This is a genomic window from Candidatus Chloroploca mongolica (assembly GCF_004762035.2).
Lineage (GTDB): Bacteria > Chloroflexota > Chloroflexia > Chloroflexales > Chloroflexaceae > Chloroploca > Chloroploca mongolica.
Window position 1 is genome coordinate 188,979 of record NZ_SIJK02000004.1, and the last position, 16,549, is coordinate 205,527.

Annotated in this window: 12 protein-coding genes; 6 read left to right on the top strand and 6 right to left on the bottom strand. The window is 57.4% G+C overall.

All coding sequences use genetic code 11. From position 1 onward, the window contains the following. The first annotated feature begins 27 nt into the window (after positions 1–27). Positions 28–858 carry an ABC transporter substrate-binding protein gene (locus EYB53_RS03995; protein ID WP_254150870.1) on the top strand — a complete coding sequence of 277 codons (831 nt, stop codon included), beginning with the start codon at positions 28–30 and terminating at the stop codon, positions 856–858. Positions 859–982: 124 nt separating this feature from the next. Then, positions 983–4,288, top strand: a complete 3,306-nt coding sequence (locus tag EYB53_RS04000; RefSeq protein ID WP_135476916.1) for a hypothetical protein — start codon at positions 983–985, stop codon at positions 4,286–4,288. A 4-nt stretch (positions 4,289–4,292) separates the two neighbouring features. Here the strand turns inward: EYB53_RS04000 and rraA are convergent, their stop codons facing one another. The 3 genes from rraA to EYB53_RS04015 all read right to left on the bottom strand — a co-directional run bounded on the left by rraA (position 4,293) and on the right by EYB53_RS04015 (position 7,216). After that, positions 4,293–4,766, bottom strand: coding sequence for a ribonuclease E activity regulator RraA (gene rraA / locus EYB53_RS04005; protein WP_135476917.1), 474 nt, complete (start codon positions 4,764–4,766; stop codon positions 4,293–4,295). A 21-nt stretch (positions 4,767–4,787) separates the two neighbouring features. After that, positions 4,788–5,651, bottom strand: coding sequence for an AAC(3) family N-acetyltransferase (locus EYB53_RS04010; protein ID WP_205712572.1), 864 nt, complete (start codon positions 5,649–5,651; stop codon positions 4,788–4,790). Positions 5,652–5,791: 140 nt separating this feature from the next. Continuing rightward, on the bottom strand, positions 5,792–7,216 hold the full coding sequence (locus EYB53_RS04015; RefSeq protein ID WP_135476918.1) for an amidase: 1,425 nt from the start codon (positions 7,214–7,216) through the stop codon (positions 5,792–5,794). Between the two features lie 76 nt (positions 7,217–7,292). Between EYB53_RS04015 and EYB53_RS04020 the strand changes: the two genes are divergently transcribed. Then, complete coding sequence (locus tag EYB53_RS04020; protein ID WP_135476919.1) at positions 7,293–8,282, top strand: SCP2 sterol-binding domain-containing protein; 990 nt, start codon at positions 7,293–7,295, stop codon at positions 8,280–8,282. Positions 8,283–8,296: 14 nt separating this feature from the next. On the opposite strand, the gene EYB53_RS04025 is transcribed toward EYB53_RS04020, so the two are convergent. From EYB53_RS04025 to EYB53_RS04035, 3 genes are all read right to left on the bottom strand, one after another. Beyond that, positions 8,297–8,821, bottom strand: coding sequence for a hypothetical protein (locus EYB53_RS04025; protein WP_135476920.1), 525 nt, complete (start codon positions 8,819–8,821; stop codon positions 8,297–8,299). Between the two features lie 126 nt (positions 8,822–8,947). Beyond that, entirely contained in the window at positions 8,948–9,913 is a 966-nt protein-coding gene (locus EYB53_RS04030) for a glycosyltransferase family 2 protein (RefSeq protein WP_135476921.1), read from the bottom strand. A gap of 140 nt (positions 9,914–10,053) precedes the next feature. Continuing rightward, positions 10,054–10,620 (bottom strand): ComF family protein, encoded by a 567-nt coding sequence (locus tag EYB53_RS04035; RefSeq protein WP_254150871.1) that lies wholly within the window; start codon positions 10,618–10,620, stop codon positions 10,054–10,056. Between the two features lie 246 nt (positions 10,621–10,866). On the opposite strand from EYB53_RS04035, the gene EYB53_RS04040 reads away from it, so the two are divergent. The 3 genes from EYB53_RS04040 (at position 10,867) to EYB53_RS04050 (ending at position 16,457) form a co-directional block, all read left to right on the top strand. Then, positions 10,867–12,540 (top strand): methylmalonyl-CoA mutase family protein, encoded by a 1,674-nt coding sequence (locus EYB53_RS04040; protein WP_135476923.1) that lies wholly within the window; start codon positions 10,867–10,869, stop codon positions 12,538–12,540. 157 nt (positions 12,541–12,697) lie between these two features. Next, the gene (locus tag EYB53_RS04045; protein WP_135476924.1) at positions 12,698–15,178 is read left to right on the top strand and encodes an ATP-dependent Clp protease ATP-binding subunit; all 2,481 of its coding nucleotides are present in this window, start codon (positions 12,698–12,700) and stop codon (positions 15,176–15,178) included. 244 nt (positions 15,179–15,422) lie between these two features. After that, positions 15,423–16,457 carry a GAF domain-containing protein gene (locus EYB53_RS04050; RefSeq protein WP_135476925.1) on the top strand — a complete coding sequence of 345 codons (1,035 nt, stop codon included), beginning with the start codon at positions 15,423–15,425 and terminating at the stop codon, positions 16,455–16,457. Positions 16,458–16,549 lie beyond the last annotated feature (92 nt).

Consider the following 16,549-nt stretch of genomic DNA (forward strand, 5'->3'; position numbering starts at 1 on the left):
AACCAGAGGCCAGGTGATGAGGATGCGATGATGCGATCGGGCGTTGTTCGTCATTGGATGGTTGATCTCTTGGCCCTGGCGGTGTTGTGTGGGTATGGCGGGCTCGTCTGGCTTGTTGCTGGGGGCCTGCAGGGAACGGCGTCGGTTGCGCTTGACCCTGTCATGGCGGCTGCCCGTGAACGTGGGACGCTCCGCATTGCCGTAGATATCGGGGTGTTACCCTTTGCCGATCAGCAGGGCGAGCGTCTGGTCGGCTACGATATTGAACTGGTCGAGATCGTTGCTGCGCGGATGGGGCTTGCCACCGAGTTTGTGCCGACGGGCTTTGATGGCCTCTATGATACGCTGACGAGTGGTCGCGCCGATCTGATTGCTTCGGCGCTCGTCTATGCCCCTGAGCAGGGTTTTCGCGCACGCTTTTCCGCCTTCTATTTTGACGCTGGTCAGATGCTCCTTGTCCCCGAGGCGGTGCCAGTGAGCAATCGACGCGATCTTGTTGGGCGCACGGTGGGGGTTGCGCTGGGGAGCGATGCTGATGCACTCGCTCGACGGATGGTGCGTGATGGGATGCCGATGCACCTTGTTTCGACGTATGATGAGCCAGCCGATGTGGTCGCAGCGTTGCAGGCAGGCCATCTTGAGGCCGTGATGGTTGATCATATGACGGCGCTTGCGGCGATCCACGCGCATCCTGAGCTTCGCATTGCCGAAGCATTGAGCTTTGAGCCACTGGTGCTGGCGATGCCGCGTTCGGCGTTTCAGCTTGAAGCCGATATCAACCGCATCCTCGCTGACCTCCGCCGGGAAGGTGTTTTGACGACCCTTGAGCAACGCTGGTTTGGGTCGGATCGTCCGTAGGGGCGCAGTACCCGTCCGCGAGCGCCGTGCAGTCTCGCGACACACCCGCGGTGGGTGTTTTGCCCCTACGTTGCTGCTCTGTGCTACAATACAAAAAGGGGATCTATAGGCATAGTGTAGATGCATGGATAGCAATTCGCAATCAGGTGGTCGACATGGTGGGGGCGATCTTGTTACCGCCCTGCAACAGATTGCCCGCCAACGCACGCGCAACGAATCTCCGTTGCTTGCCGTGCAAACCTTTGCGAAACGTGCAGGGGTGCGCATTTCCCACTTGCCGATTCACCAGCATCTGGAACAGGCCTGGATCCGTGTTGTTGGTGAACCGTTTCATCAGCATCAGGCGCTGGCGCTCGCGTCTTTGCGTCGTGGTGAACCGTTGGCTCTTATGGGCGGCGCTTCTGCCGAGCAAACGCTCTCGCTGCTGCTGACGGAGTATGTGCGTGACACTTCCCCTTCGACTGCGCTGGTGCTGGTTCCCGATGATCTAAGCGCAACCCATTATGCTGCCGATCTCGTCCGGTTGACCGCAGCGTTACCCGAGCCGTTGCGTGTGGGTATCGCCGCCGGAGCCGGTGTGCGCAACGCGATGGCGGCTCAGGTGATCGTGGCGACGCCTGCAATGCTGCATCAGCGCCTCTTGCGTCACCATGATCGCGCCTGGATGGCCTTCTGGTCGCGGTTACGCACGGTGGTTTTACTCAGCGCTCATGCCTATACCGGTGTTGCTGCCGCCCACCTTGAGGCTCTGTTGCTCCGCGTGCGCCGCTTGAGCCCCGCAGGTGCCAGCCTCCAGTATATGGCAACGATGGCTCCTGTTACCGGGGGAGAAGAGGCGCTCGCTACGATGAGTAGGGTCGCCTGGCGTGTTATTTCCGCCCACGATACCCTCTCACCAGAGGTGACGCTCGCAGTCTGGCGCACGGGTGCCGAGCGGATGCGCGATCTCGTGGCGCTTACCCTTGGTCTCGCTCGTACTGCAACCTCGCTTCATGTGACCTGCCCTCCGTTTGAATTGGCGCTTGTGCAGTCGGTTGTCGGTCAGGATGAACCAGCGGTGAGTCTCGGCTTGTATGCAGTACCTGCCGATGTGCAGATCTTTCCTAGTCTGAGTGGTGTTGCTGCATCACTCCGTGCAGCGCTGGATCGCACACGGTTGATTGTCTTGATGCTAGGTGATGATCCTGCGGAGCATATGCTCGTACGTATGGCAATGCAGGATCAGTTTCCTTTGCTCGATGGTCAACCTCCTGCCTGGATTGTTGCCCCTGGCAATAGCTATATCGAGGCCCAGCATCTGCTGTGTGCCGCTAGCGAGCAGCCGTTGCAAGTCGCTGAAGTGGTGGAAGAGTGGCAGTCAATGCCTATTGTGCAGCATTTGCAACAGCAGGGTCGGCTCCGTATCTTGCCAGGATCGGCCCAGATGTGGCAACCTGCTGCTGGGCCGCAAGATCCCTATGCTGCTTTCACTGTGCAGAGCGTTGAGGGTGAAGTCGCCCGTCTTGTGAGCCCACAGGGTGCGGATCTCGGTTCGGTCACGATGACGCTGTTTGATCGCTGGGGTGCGGTCAATGCGGTCTTGCCTCCCTTTGGCCGTGGCTATCGTGTGCTCGAGCGCGATGACGTAAACCTTGTGCTGACGTTGAGTACGGCCTATGAGGCGCGCCGTACGATGCCGCTGCGCCGGTGTAGTGTGCATGTGCGCGAGCGCCGTGAACAGCGTGTGATCCGTGGCCTCGACGTCGCCTGGGGGCGGGTAACCGTTGATGAGGAGATCTATGCCCTGCGCGAAGTCAATGCCAGCAATGCGATTACGCAGGTGCCGTTGGCCGAGCCAATTATGGGGAAGTGGACCGCCCCGGCGCTCTGGATTGATCTGGTAAACGGGATCATTGCCGAGGGCCAGGTGATGGGTTGGTCGCTCGTGATGGCGCTGCCGCTTGCTACCCTTGCCTCGATCTACGATCTTGTGCCTGCGTATGATGAAGAAGCCCGCAGGCTCTATTTTGTTGATACCGAAGCAGGTGGCAATGGGGTCGCCTACTGGCTCTATCAGGCGCTTGAAACGCTCTTGCCACTTGCCTATGATATTGTGAATCAGCGCGGCCTTGATCCGCTCTTCGAGCCGGTGGCTCGTGCCGATAAGGATTGGTTACTTGCCCTGCTTGCCGGTGGGCAGACAGTTGCGCCGCCCCAGCCACGTTCGGTCGTGCGCCCTCAGTCGGTGCCACCGCTACCTCCCCAGTCTTCGTCCCCTGCCCGTTCGCCGAATCGTCCAACAGCGATCCCTCCGACCGATGTGCGGCGTGCTGTAGTGTCACCCCCGCCCCCGCCGGGTGGGGAGGCGTCGGTGCGTGGGGCGTCAGGTGACCCGCCTGCGCCAGTGCGAGAGGGATTGCCCGGCCCGTTGGGTGGCGTGGCGTCGGTGCGTGGGGTGTCAGGTGAGCCGCCTGCGCCGGTGCGCCAGGAGTTGCCTGGCCCGCCGGGTGGAATGGCGTCAGACGAGCCGCCTGCGTCGGTGCGCCAGGAGTTGCCTGGCCCGCCGGGTGGAATGGCGCCAGACGAGCCGCCTGTGTCGGTGCGCCAGGAGTTGCCTGGCCCGCCGGGTGGAATGGCGTCAGGCGAGCCGCCTGCGTCGGTGCGCCAGGAGTTGCCTGGCCCGCCGGGTGGAATGGCGCCAGACGAGCCGCCTGTGTCGGTGCGCCAGGAGTTGCCTGGCCCGCCGGGTGGAATGGCGTCAGGCGAGCCGCCTGCGTCGGTGCGCCAGGAGTTGCCTGGCCCGCCGGGTGGCGTAAGTGGGCCGGGTAGCGAAGCGTCGCTGCCCATCGCGCCGGGAACACCTGCTGACAAACCGGATCAGGAACGTGAGTCTCCACCGCCGCCCCGGACACGTTCGTCAGGAAAAGCTCGGACGTCTTCGTCTGCACGTAAACAGCCAAAGTCAGATGCGAATGCGGCTACGCCAGAAGAAGAAGGCACGGCTCCGAGCATGCCACGTAGTCGCCGTGCCGATCAATCTTCGCGTCCACGTACGCAGGCTGGAGAGCCTTCCAAAGCTAATCCTCCAGCGAGCCCACCTGCGCGACCTGTGCCACCACAAGAACCGCCTGCGCCACCACAAGAACCACCACCCGTTATGCCTGACGCTGCCGCGATGGTGGAACGGCTACGGCGTATGCGTCAGCAGCAGGAAGCCCAGAAGCAGAATCCAACGACACCATCTCTGCCATCTTCGTCGAGGTTCGACCCGATTGAACCGCGTTTTCTCCCAGGTGACCAGGTGCTCTGCAATCCTTATGGGGAAGGCGAGGTTCTTGCCAGCCGGATCGAGGATAACCGTGAAATTCTTGTTGTCGCCTTTCCCATCTATGGACATCTCACGATTGATGCCATCGTGAGTGCGGTACGTCTTGTTCAGGCACGCAGCTGATGTGTCATAACGTATGATCGCTGACAATCACCCCATCGGCATCAGCATAGAGATGCGCACCTGGCTTGAGGGTAAGACCGGCGAGGTGCAGCGTTCCGCCGCGTATTCCCTGACCTCGTTTGATACTGCGCCGTGGATGCGGAGCGAGGGCCAGGATCCCCAGGGGCATATGTGCAAGGTCTTCGGTATCACGGACACAACCGTGAATCACCACACCGGCCCATCCATTTTTTACTCCCAGGGCCGCTAACTGGTCACCGAGCAACGCACAACGTAGCGACCCGCCGCCATCAACAACGAGCACATGGCCTTCACCGGGTTCTTCGAGGATCGTACGCACAAGCGCATTATCTTCAAAGACCTGCAGGGTTTCGATTGGCCCACTAAAGATGGTTACCCCACCAAAATGGCGCCACATTGGTTCACCGACCTGCACCTCGGGATTGGCGTCGGAAAGATCAGTCGTTTTGAACGTCATTGACTCCTCCTTCTTCCATATCTATTTCCCCCTCCCCGCCTCTGCGTTAAAACCGTCTCTCTCGTCAATCCGCAACCGTTCCATCCAGGCTATCGCATAATCAACGAGGGGACGTTGTGGCACCAGGATACCCGTCCCTACGCCCACGGTACCGCGTTGTTCGAGGCCAGTAGCCTCGGCAAAATCAGCCCCGATCTGGGCAAAATCGTGGTCATTCCAATCAAGATCAGTCCATGTCACCCATTGCCGTTGCCCATCCAGCATCACCGGTGCTCCCGTCATAATCGTTTGTTTTTGCGGAAAATTGGCGCGGTACTCGGCCAGGTGGAGCGACGTATTGTTAGCGTGGCCGACACCGAGCAGCAGCACAAAACCAGCGCGATCATACAAGCGAGCTAGTGGTGAGCCTTCGCCGAGATTGACGTGATACGTATGATCGGCCACAATCCACTCGGCGTGGCGACCCCATGCAGCAAATGAGACCTGAGGATGCTGACTCCGTACGACTCCCGGTTGACGACGAAAGGTTTCGGCGATCGTCCCCATCCGGCGTGAAGGAGTGAGCGCCGGATCATAGGCGGGCATATGGTCACGGATCACAGGCCACCAGGGTTCGGGGACGGGTGGAGCGACCCAGGCCGCAGGATCGGAAAGATCGGCGCTATGGGTTGGCATCACCAGGGTGCCACCGCTTCCCAGAACCTCTTCGAGGGCCAGGATCACCGCAACCGGCCCCCCACAGACCCACCCCAAGCGACTCAAACTCGCATGCACCAGCACGGTCATACCTGCTTGCAGGCCGAGTCTACGCAGATCGTCACAGAGCGTGGCAACCGTAACAGGCATACCATCTGACTGACGTATTGCTTCTTCCTCGCGCATCATGTGTGTGCTATCCTAGTTATTGGTCTGTCAACGAAATTTCCCGCCTAGTTAGGCCAATTCCCGTTGACCATGCTGGATGTACGTTGCTGGGCATCCTACACGGTGATGAGGAGCGGCGCAAGCCAATACCCGTAACGGGGTTAGATCATGGCTGGTTGGTGACGATAGTAGCCAGTTGCCTGCTCGAACGCATACCCGAGTTGGAGCACGAGGCGTTCATCGCGGGGACGCCCAACAATTTGCAGGCCTACAGGCAAGCCGGTGGAAGTAAAGCCACCGGGTACGGCCAGGGCGGGTTGCCCGGTCACGCTGATCCAGTAGCACGAGCGCATCCACTCGATATAGTTTTGCATTGGCACCCCATTGATCTCAGTCACATAGGGTTGTTCGATCGGAAATGGCGGAACCTGGCTCACCGGCAAGACCATCGCATCATAGCGGTTGAAGAAAGCCCGCATATGGGCGAGCAGTTGACTATGCTTGCGCATCGCCTGACCGATCGCTGGCCCTCGCAACTGCTGACCAGCCTCGATATTCCAGATCACCGTGTCTTTCATCTGGGCACGATGCTCTTCAAGCAAGTTGCCCAGGCTCAATTCAAAGTGCAAAGCGCGTAGGGTCACAAAGATCTCATCGGCATCGCTCAGGTCAGGATGCGCATCTTCAACAAAACATCCAAGGCTTTCGAAGATCGAACGTTGGGCCGCAAAGACCGTGGCGACCTCGTGATCCACTGGCAACCCACCGAGATCCGGTGCCCATGCGATGCGCAGACCGTGGAGATCGCTTGCCAGCGGTTCGCGGAAGGATGCGCCGGGTTCATCGAGCGACAGCGGTGCCCGTGGATCTGGCCCTGCGATCGCCGAGAGCATCAGGGCGGCATCGCTGACGGTGCGCGCCATCGGCCCAACCACCGACAGTGGCATATATGGAGCTAGGTCAGGCCACACGGGGACTCGTCCTGGGGTTGTGCGAAACCCAACAATATTGCAAAAACTCGCTGGATTGCGCAGACTCCCGCCCATATCTGAGCCATCGGCCAGGGGTAACATTCTGCAAGCTAAGGCGACGGCAGAACCCCCACTGCTCCCGCCACATGTTTTATCCAGATCATAGGGGTTGCGTGTGGCGCCAAAGACGGCATTGAACGTCTGGGAACCAGCCCCAAACTCGGGGGTATTCGTTTTGCCAACCGTAATCGCACCGGCCCGCTTCAGGCGTTCAACAATCAAGGCATCAAAAACCGGGACATAATCGGCAAAGATGGGGGAACCGTAGGTTGTGCGTAGCCCTCGTGTTTCTGTCAGATCCTTGTGCGCCACAGGTAGGCCGTACAATGGTGCCTCTTGGGACGAGGGGGCTGTCCCGTGAGCGAGGGCTTCATCATACGAGCGAGCAATGGTTAACGCACGTTCAGGGATACATGTCACAAGCGCATTGACCTGAGCATTCAGCCGATCAATGCGCTCGATGTGCGCTTTCATGACCTCAGTGCAACTCAGACGTCGTGCTCGCATATGCGTCGCGAGTTCAGTTGCCGTCATCAAGCAGAGTTCTTCTGACATAGAGTCTTCCTACAGTGTTATACTACCCAGGTTATAGTATACAATCTGTAGAGACAGACGAAACACGATAGAACCTATGCGCAAGCCAGAACAAAGCATTCCTTCTCCCCCTCATACACTTGAACCAGCCGCAACACCAGAGTCATCAGAGCCAGAACTTACCCCCGAGCAAATTGAAGCAGCGGCTGCCATGGCCCGCCTGGAAGATCGGAGCGGTGCCTTTACCTCAGTGACACTCGCTGCTGATCTGCTCGAGTTACGTGATATTTATCGTGGAACCTTCGAGCGTACCCGTGACGAGGATTGGCTGCGGCGTTTGGGACGAAACGCAGAGGGTTGGACACGTCGTGAAGCCCTGGCATATGTCGAGGCGATGACGCAAACGTATCATCTGGCGATCCTCGCGACGCTTGGCGGTGCTCCGTTGATTATCCCAGGCCTCAACCACCTTGATGAATTGCCAACATTTGCCCGCCAACAGATCGAGGCGCGGGCTGAGGCTACCGAAGCCGAACTGATCGCTTCACTTGAGACAGCCTTCAGCGAGATCGCACGTATTGTTGGTCAACTTGGCCCTGAAGAATTAGGGCGTACGCAAGCTGTTCCATGGATGACGTCAGTTCCGACTGTAGCCGAGCTTGCTGGGGCTGTGCTGGCGAACGCGGGAGTACTATACGGATTGCATCTGGCGCTGGCCCGCTCACGCCCAACCTGGCTCTATTTTTCACCTGGCATGATGCGTCGTCAGTTGACGCGTTTGATCCATCTGATAGGGCTCAGTTACCGGATCAATCAGGGGGGCGAGCTGTATGCCACGATTGGGCTCAATATTGTTGGTCAGGGTGGTGGAAGTTGGTTCGTCCGTATCAGTGCAGAAGGTGGTATGGGTAAAATTGGGGTCGCACGTACGACCGATGTTACGCTGGAGATCGCGAGTGCGGATCTCTTTTGCCGGCTCGTGCTAGGTCAGGCTTCGCCGTGGCAGCATTGGTTGCGCCGCACGTTGCGGATAAAAGGCAACCTGCGCCTGGCCCGCAGGTTGCCTGCTTTGCTTATCCCTGGATGATTCATGTCTGAGTGCTAACGGCCTCCCTGTTGCTGGAGCAGGTGTTGCCGCTCTTCAGCGGTGAGCAGCATGAAGCTTTGTTCACGGTTGACATAGACCATCTCTTCATTCTTGATCCGTACAATCAAATCATTGGCACCATCACCATTGATATCTGCCAGGCGCATGGTGACTGGGGTCAGGTCTTCGCCTGCTCCAAACAGGTATGGCCCGGGCATGGTGCGTACCTGGTTGACGTCCCCACCAGGAATCTCGATAATCATCACTTGCCGATCAAGATTCAGGGCGATCAGGTGGGTGGGTGCCCCGGTCTCCTCGGGTCGTCCAACATGAGCTGTCAGATGATAGGTGCGTGGACGACCATATTGGACGTCGTCTATGGCAATGCGTACCCGGCTGACGATGCTGCTCAGCAAGACATAACTTGCAAGCAGAACGAGAATGCCTGTAATCAGATAGGCAAGATTGCCCGCATATCCGCTGGGCATGCTAAGCGGCCAGCGCCGCTCAGGGCGTAGTTCACGACTCTGGACAGCCATCGTAGACCCTCCTCCAGGAATTGACACGGCACCATAACGGTCGTGTTTGGCTTTTGCGCTCTTCTGTGCTAAAGTATAGCAGAGGGAGGGGGTTGCGTCAAGAACGAATTTTCGGATTTTATCAATCTATTGTGGGCGAAAGGTGCAGGTTTTACGATCAACCGGGGTCTTCAACCCTTTGAGCCAGCCCTGTGCAAAGGCGATGGCGCGATTGAAGACTGGTGGCCGTTGGAAGCGCCTGAGTGAACTCAGGGTTGGACCGATGATGACGCGCCACAGCTCGCATCCGCAGACGAGCAGCATCGCGGGGTGCCCACATTTCAACAGCTTGGCATAGATCGCTGCCATACCAAAGATGTAGCGCTTCATCAGGGTGCGCCCATCGGCATGACTCCGAAAGCCGTAATGCTCAACTGAGATATCCTTTGTGCGATAGATGGTGAAGCCACGCAGGAGTGAGCGCAGCGCTGCATCGGTCTCCCACGCACTTCGAAACATCGAGCCTGATCCGAGGTGTTCATCAATGCCGCCGATCGCAAGCATCATCGAACGTCGCATTGCGACGCCGGCTCCGATCCCGGTATTGCCGCCTCCTGCCGCGCACCAATCACGAATGCTGTTGATCGTGCGATTACGGTCGGCAAGGCTGATGGTAATCCAGCCAAGCTCGCTATCGTGGGGGGCAGCGACAACATCACAAAAGACCATGGCGGCCTTGGGATGGGCCTCAAGTGCCTGCATCATGTCGCTGACCCAGGTGGGCGAGACGACACAGTCGTCATCGGTCATCACGAGATACTCGGCTCGCGCTGCATTAATGCCAATGTTGCGCGCCAGACCAACCCCTACCCCTGCGGTGCGGACATAGCGCAGGCGCAAGTCGTTACTCAGGTGCTGCATGATCTGTTCCGAGGCATCACTGTCACTCTGATCAATGACCAGGAGTTCAAAGTTGGTGTGGGTGCTGGCTAGAACTGACTCGGTTGCACGGAGTAAATCCGATGCCCGGTTCCGTGTACAGATAACGACCGAGACCTGAGTCACTGGATCGCTTGCTGAAGTGGAGGCGGAAGTGAAAGATTGTGTGAGCATGGCATGGTTCCAGTCTCGTGCCACACCATTGTGGTGAGTCACGTCATAGGGGAAGTGGGGCTACGTCCCGGCTTCCATGTGCCGTTAGCTCAATTATACGGTATCGTGCAACCAGGACGCTATGGTTCGTTCAGGTATGATCATGCTTGCGTATGCCGTCGCTGGGCAAAATGCCGTCGTACTGCCGATCCACTCGATCCACGTACGAGCGAACGTGCTAGCGCAATCGCATGAACCTGCTCTGCGCCGGCGGCCAGCAATGCTTCGGCGCATGCCGAGAGGGTGGCCCCGGTGGTGACAACATCATCAATCAGGATGACGCGGGCCGGTGGTCGACCCGGGCCATGCCAGAAGAAGGCTCCGGCGACATTGCCCTGACGTGCTTCGCGATTCAGACGGGCCTGATGCCCTGTGTCACGTTCGCGTTCGAGCCCCCGGTTGCAGACTGGTATGCCCCAGCATAGGCCGAGACTGTTTGCGAGTTCTTCGGCCTGGTTGAAGCCACGCTCGCTCAGGCGCTCTGGGTGCAGGGGAACCGGGATCAGGGCGTCAGCTTCGGGTGGGGTGAGTGTGGTCGCTAAGGCCTCGGCCAGCACGCCACCCATCCGCCGTCGGCCTCGGTATTTCAGGCAGTGAATTGCCCGCCGTGCGGTTTCGTCGTAGATCCAGCCGACCTGGATGCTCACGAGATCGGTTGGTACCGCCATCGTTGGGTATGCCTGCAACGTCGCTCGACAGTTGCCACACAGTAAGTTGCCCCTCTCTCTGCACACAGCACAATGATCGGGGAAAAAGAGGGCGAAAAGATGTTGATAGATCTGGTTGAGCCACTGTTTCATGCTCTTTGTACCGCCTGGCTCGCAAAAAAGATGCGCGACTCAGCCGCCTGTCGATTGGACGTGTTACAATAAGAAAAAGCATCTTGGCCTGGCTATAGTCTGGAGGATCAACGCATGGTTGAGGAAAAAGAAGCAGTGCAGGCAGCACAGGCGCGCTGGGAACAAGAGACGCTCTGGCCGACGCTCGAACGTACGCCCGAGCGGGATGTGCGGTTTATGACGACGAGTAGTGCGCCCATCGAGCGCCTCTATACGCCACTCGATCTGCAGGATAATGACTATCTGCGTGATCTTGCCCATCCCGGTGAGTATCCTTATACCCGTGGGGTGCATCCCACAGGGTATCGCGGTAAGATCTGGACGATGCGCATGTTCGCTGGCTTTGGTACCGCCGAAGAGACGAATGCTCGTTTCAAGTATCTGCTCAGCCAGGGCCAGACCGGGTTGTCGATCGCGTTTGATATGCCGACCCTCTATGGCCGCGATACCGATCATCCGCTAGTAGAGGGTGAGTTTGGTAAGTGTGGGGTGGCGATCTCGTCACTCGCCGATATGGAACTCCTGCTGGATGGCTTGCCCCTTGATCAGGTCTCAACGTCGATGACGATCAATTCACCTGCCGCAATGATCTGGGCAATGTATCTTGTCGTGGCCGAGCAGCGCGGCATTCCCTGGTCGAGTCTCCGTGGGACGACCCAGAATGATATCCTCAAGGAGTATATCGCTCAGAATGAGTATATCTTTCCGCCTGAACCCAGTATGCGGCTGGTGGTGGATACGATTGAGTTCGGGAGTACGTATGTGCCGCAGTGGAATCCGGTCAGTGTGAGTGGGTATCACATCCGTGAGGCCGGCAGTACGTCGGTGCAAGAACTTGCTTTTACGCTGGCTGATGGACGGGCTTATGTCGAGGCCTGCCTTGAGCGTGGGCTCGATATTGATGATTTTGCGCCCCGGATCTCGTTCTTCTTTAATGCGCATAATGACTTTTTTGAAGAGATCGCCAAGTATCGCGCCGCCCGCCGGATCTGGGCTCGGTTGATGCGTGAGACCTATGGGGCCAAAAAAGAACGTTCCTGGTGGCTCCGTTTCCATACGCAGACTGCCGGTTGCTCGTTGACGGCGCAGCAACCCGAGGTCAATATCGTTCGCACGGCGGTCCAGGCCCTCGCGGCTGTCCTCGGTGGTACCCAGAGTCTCCACACGAATTCAATGGATGAAGCCCTGGCGTTGCCCAGCGAGAAGGCCGTGACGATTGCCTTGCGTACCCAGCAGGTCATTGCCGCCGAGAGCGGCGTGACCAATACGGTTGATCCGCTCGGGGGAAGCTATTTTGTTGAGGCGCTGACCGACCGGATGGAACGCGAGACAAATGAGTATTTCAAGGCGATCTATGATCAGGGTGGCGTGATTGCCGCTATTCGCAATGGCTATTTCCAGCAGGCAATTGCCGATGCGGCTTACCGCTATCAGCAAGAGATTGACGATGGTGAGCGTGAGGTGATCGCCGTCAATGCGCATACCGTCAAAGCGCCGATCGAGGTGCCGATCCTCGAAATGGATCCCGAAGGCGAGCGCAAGCACCTTGAACGCCTCAATCGCGTGCGCCGTGAGCGTGATCAGGCGCTGGTTGCCCAACGCCTTGCCGAGCTACGGGCTGCTGCTGAAGGCACCGACAATACTATGCCGGCCATCCTCAACTGTGTGCGTGCCTACTGCACCGTCGGCGAGATGTGCGATGTGCTCCGCGAGACCTTCGGCGTCTACCAGGAGATGCTCGTTGTCTAGGGTTTGCTCCGCTGGTTGCCCAGGCTCGTTAGGCTGGCCTGGGCAACCGTGTCGTGGAGATTCCTGAGAACCGCAGCCCCCCAACCCTCCAATCCAAGAGCCTCTGTGCTACAATAGAAATGTCCGCTCCTAAAAGAAGATAGATGAGGAAAATCCTATGCGATTAGAGCGCTTCACCGAAAAGGCGCAAGATGCATTTCAGACTGCTCAGGAAATTATGCAAGAGCAGCACCATACTCAGCTAGATGTCGAACACGTTTTCCTGGCGATGTTGCGCCAGAAGGATGGTCTTGCTCAACGTACCATGGTGCGTTTGCAGGTGGAACCTGAGGTCATTTCGCAGCGTGTTGAGCGTGAACTTGAGAAATCCCCCAAAGTTTATGGTCAATATGGTTTTGATAATCGTGTCTATGTTACCCCGCGAACCCAGCGCCTGGTGAAGCGTGCCGAAGAAGAGGCCGCTCGCCTTGGTGATAAGTATGTCGGCATTGATCATTTGCTGATTGCGCTCAGTGGTGAACGTGAAGGTGCGTCGGCGCGCATTCTTAATAGTTTCAATATCGATCAGGAACGGGTCTATCAGGCGCTGATGGAGATCCGAGGTTCCCAGCGTTCCGATGATCCTACCGCCGAGAGTCGCTATGAGGTGCTGGAGAAGTACAGTACCGACCTTACCCAGATGGCGCGCGAAGGCAAACTCGATCCGGTCATTGGCCGCGAGTCAGAGATTATCCGCGTGATCCGCATTCTTTCGCGGCGCACCAAGAATAATCCTGTACTCGTCGGCGAAACCGGGGTTGGCAAGACGGCCATTGCCGAAGGTTTGGCGCAACGCCTTGTCAGTGGTGATGTTCCACCAACCCTGCGTGATCGCAAGCTGCTCGCGCTCGATCTCGCCGGGATGGTGGCTGGCTCGAAGTTCCGTGGTGAGTTCGAAGAGCGTCTCAAGGCGGTGATGGAAGAGGTGCGGAGTGCGCAGGGCAAAGTGCTGCTCTTTATTGATGAATTGCATACCGTTGTTGGTGCCGGTGCCGCCGCCGGTAGCATTGATGCCAGCAATATGCTCAAGCCAGCCCTGAGCCGCGGTGAGATCCAGGTTGTCGGGGCGACGACGATTGATGAGTATCGCAAGCATATCGAAAAAGAAGCCGCCCTCGAGCGCCGCTTCAGTCCCGTTTTTGTCGAAGAACCGGATCTCGAAACGACGCTGTTGATGCTGCGGGGTTTGCGTAAACGCTATGAAGATCATCATCAGTTGACGATTAGCGATGATGCGCTCAATGCGGCCGTTCATCTCTCTAGTCGCTATATCAATGATCGCTTTTTGCCCGATAAGGCGATTGATTTGATTGATGAAGCCAGTGCCAAGTTGCGCATTGATATCTTTGCGATGCCGACTCCGCTCAAGGAGAAAGAAGCTGAGTTGCACCGTTTGCAACACGAAGAGGAGGAGTCTGGCGCACGGCGTGAGTATGAAAAGGCTGCGTTGCTGCGTGCGCAATTCCTCGCCTTGCAGAACGAGTTTGATCAAGAGCGCGAAGCCTGGCTCAAGTCGGCAAACCTTGATGAAGTTGTTGATGATGAGGATGTGGCTCAGATTGTTTCGAGTTGGACAGGGGTGCCTGTCAGTCGGATGCTCGAAACTGAACGCGAAAAGCTTGTCCATATGGAGGAACGCCTCCACGAGCGGGTGATTGGTCAGCACGAAGCAATTGTTGCCCTCTCTGATGCGATCCGTCGTGCCCGGAGTGGCCTGCGTGATCATCGTCGCCCTATCGGCAGCTTTATTTTCGTTGGACCTACTGGCGTCGGCAAGACTGAGCTTGCCAAGGCACTCGCTGAGTTTCTGTTTGATAGCGATGATGCCCTGACTCGTGTTGATATGAGTGAGTTCCAGGAGCGCCACACGGTTAGTCGGCTGATCGGGGCCCCTCCTGGTTATGTTGGCTATGATGAGGGTGGGCAGTTGACCGAGAGTATCAGGCGGCGTCCGTATCAGGTGGTGCTCTTTGATGAGATCGAGAAGGCGCACCCCGATGTCTTCAATGCTTTGCTCCAGGTGCTTGATGATGGTCGCCTTACCGATGGGCAGGGACGTACGGTTGATTTCCGCAATACCGTCATCATCATGACCAGCAATGCCGGCACCGAGCATCTGCAGGGCGCTAGTATCGGATTTTCGGCAGGAAGTCGTTCGTCGAAAACCGTTGATCTGAACGAGGCTCGCAAGAAGGTTTTTGATGCGATGCGCCAGACCTTCCGGCCCGAGTTCCTCAATCGTATCGATGACACGATTCTCTTCCATCCGTTGACGATGGAGGATCTGACCTGTATCGTTGATCTCCAGATTGCCGAACTCGTTGAGCGTCTCCGTGAACAGAAGATTGCGCTGAGCCTCACGAGTGATGCCAAGGAGTTTCTGGTCGTCGAGGGCTTTAATCCAGTCTATGGTGCTCGTCCGTTGCGCCGGACGATTCAGCGCCTCGTTGAGACACCGATCTCGCGTGAGTTGTTGCGTGGCATCTTCAAGGAAGGTGACGCGATTGAGGTTGACCTTGAACATGGTCAACTCGTTTTCCATCGCGGCGATGTGCTCACGATCGAGACGACACGCTCGACGGAACCGATGGGTGCGTGATGCGTGAGGGTGCGTACGTAGAAACGGCCAGCAAAGCTGGCCGTTTCTACGTACGCACCCTCACGCTTTTTTATGGATTACAAATCTGTCATAATCGTACTAGAATGATAAAAAAGAGCAGACAACAAGGCCTTTTTGCGGTACACTTATCGTTATAAATCACTTGACGCATATCTTCTACGTTTTGCTATGGCAATGAAGCCCCAGTGAGGTGTATGTGCAGACGGTTCCTACTACCAAGCCTATGTCAAAGCGCAAGAGTCGTACGATCCGTCTGCATCAAGCTCTCGAAGGCTATGGTCTTTTCCTCGCCGCAGCCCGTGATGCTGATCCTTTGCCCAGACTCCGCGATCTCGCATGCGATTGGATGCATGCAGAAGAAGTTGTGATCCATATCCCCGCTGGATTGGCTCCCCTCCACTGTAACGATAGCAACAAAATATGTGGTTCGATTCAGATCGGAAGACAGGTTGTTGGTGCGATTGAAGTCTATCGTTCGCATCCGTTTGATGAGGATGATCGGGCCTTACTTGCCACGCTCGGCAAGATGATTGGCGCTGCGCTTGAACACCATTCATTGCAAAGCCAGATCGCATCGCACTCGCTTGAAGCGCGGGCTTATAGTGACACGCTTGATCGCTTGCTCGATTTTGGTCGTCAGGTCGTTCGTGGTGCGGCCACTCCCCTTGAGTTGGCAATCCTTATTGTCTCCCAGATCCCTGTCATGGTCAGTGGCGATCGTGCTTCCCTTTTGTTGTTACCTGATGAAACGGGCGATGAACCGATCCTGGTGTTGAGTGATGGTACCCTGACGACAACCGAACGTGCGGTTCAGGTGAGTGAGCAGGGGCTCGTTGCTATGGTGCTCCGCGATCGCTTGCCGATCATTATTGATGAGACTGATACTGACCGTCGCTGGCTCAGTCTGCCTATGCAGCAGACTGATACTCCGACCCGTTGTGCGATGGCCGTTCCGTTACTCTGGGGGAGTCACGCCGTTGGTGTGCTGACGGTGACAACTTCGCAGAGTCGCCTCTTTAGTCCGACCCACCTTAATCTCCTCGAACTTGTGACATGTCATGTCTCGCTCGCGGTTCACGCGGCGCTCCTCGATGCTCGCATCGCCGCGACCGCAGCAACGATGGGGGCCATGGCAACGTATCTCGAAACGGCTCTCCAGGCTATCCAGGCTGGTGATGTGACTGCCCTGGCAACGGTTGGTGCCGTCGTCGAACGGTTGCGCAACGAACAGCAGAGTCTGCTCGCCAAAGCTTTGTGACCCAACGCTTTGTCGCCGTGTTGTAACTTCTGTTCCTCACAGGGCTGATGCAAAGTCAGAGTCAGCAGCGGCAACCGACACCATGTGAACAC

Excerpts from the sequence above, each read along its gene's own strand:
- EYB53_RS03995 (WP_254150870.1), top strand. The coding sequence starts at position 28 with ATGATGCGATCGGGCGTTGTTCGTCATTGGATGGTTGATCTCTTGGCC.
- EYB53_RS04000 (WP_135476916.1), top strand. The coding sequence starts at position 983 with ATGGATAGCAATTCGCAATCAGGTGGTCGACATGGTGGGGGCGATCTT.
- rraA (WP_135476917.1), bottom strand. The coding sequence starts at position 4,766 with ATGACGTTCAAAACGACTGATCTTTCCGACGCCAATCCCGAGGTGCAG.
- EYB53_RS04010 (WP_205712572.1), bottom strand. The coding sequence starts at position 5,651 with ATGATGCGCGAGGAAGAAGCAATACGTCAGTCAGATGGTATGCCTGTT.
- EYB53_RS04015 (WP_135476918.1), bottom strand. The coding sequence starts at position 7,216 with ATGTCAGAAGAACTCTGCTTGATGACGGCAACTGAACTCGCGACGCAT.
- EYB53_RS04020 (WP_135476919.1), top strand. The coding sequence starts at position 7,293 with ATGCGCAAGCCAGAACAAAGCATTCCTTCTCCCCCTCATACACTTGAA.
- EYB53_RS04025 (WP_135476920.1), bottom strand. The coding sequence starts at position 8,821 with ATGGCTGTCCAGAGTCGTGAACTACGCCCTGAGCGGCGCTGGCCGCTT.
- EYB53_RS04030 (WP_135476921.1), bottom strand. The coding sequence starts at position 9,913 with ATGCTCACACAATCTTTCACTTCCGCCTCCACTTCAGCAAGCGATCCA.
- EYB53_RS04035 (WP_254150871.1), bottom strand. The coding sequence starts at position 10,620 with ATGGCGGTACCAACCGATCTCGTGAGCATCCAGGTCGGCTGGATCTAC.
- EYB53_RS04040 (WP_135476923.1), top strand. The coding sequence starts at position 10,867 with ATGGTTGAGGAAAAAGAAGCAGTGCAGGCAGCACAGGCGCGCTGGGAA.
- EYB53_RS04045 (WP_135476924.1), top strand. The coding sequence starts at position 12,698 with ATGCGATTAGAGCGCTTCACCGAAAAGGCGCAAGATGCATTTCAGACT.
- EYB53_RS04050 (WP_135476925.1), top strand. The coding sequence starts at position 15,423 with ATGTCAAAGCGCAAGAGTCGTACGATCCGTCTGCATCAAGCTCTCGAA.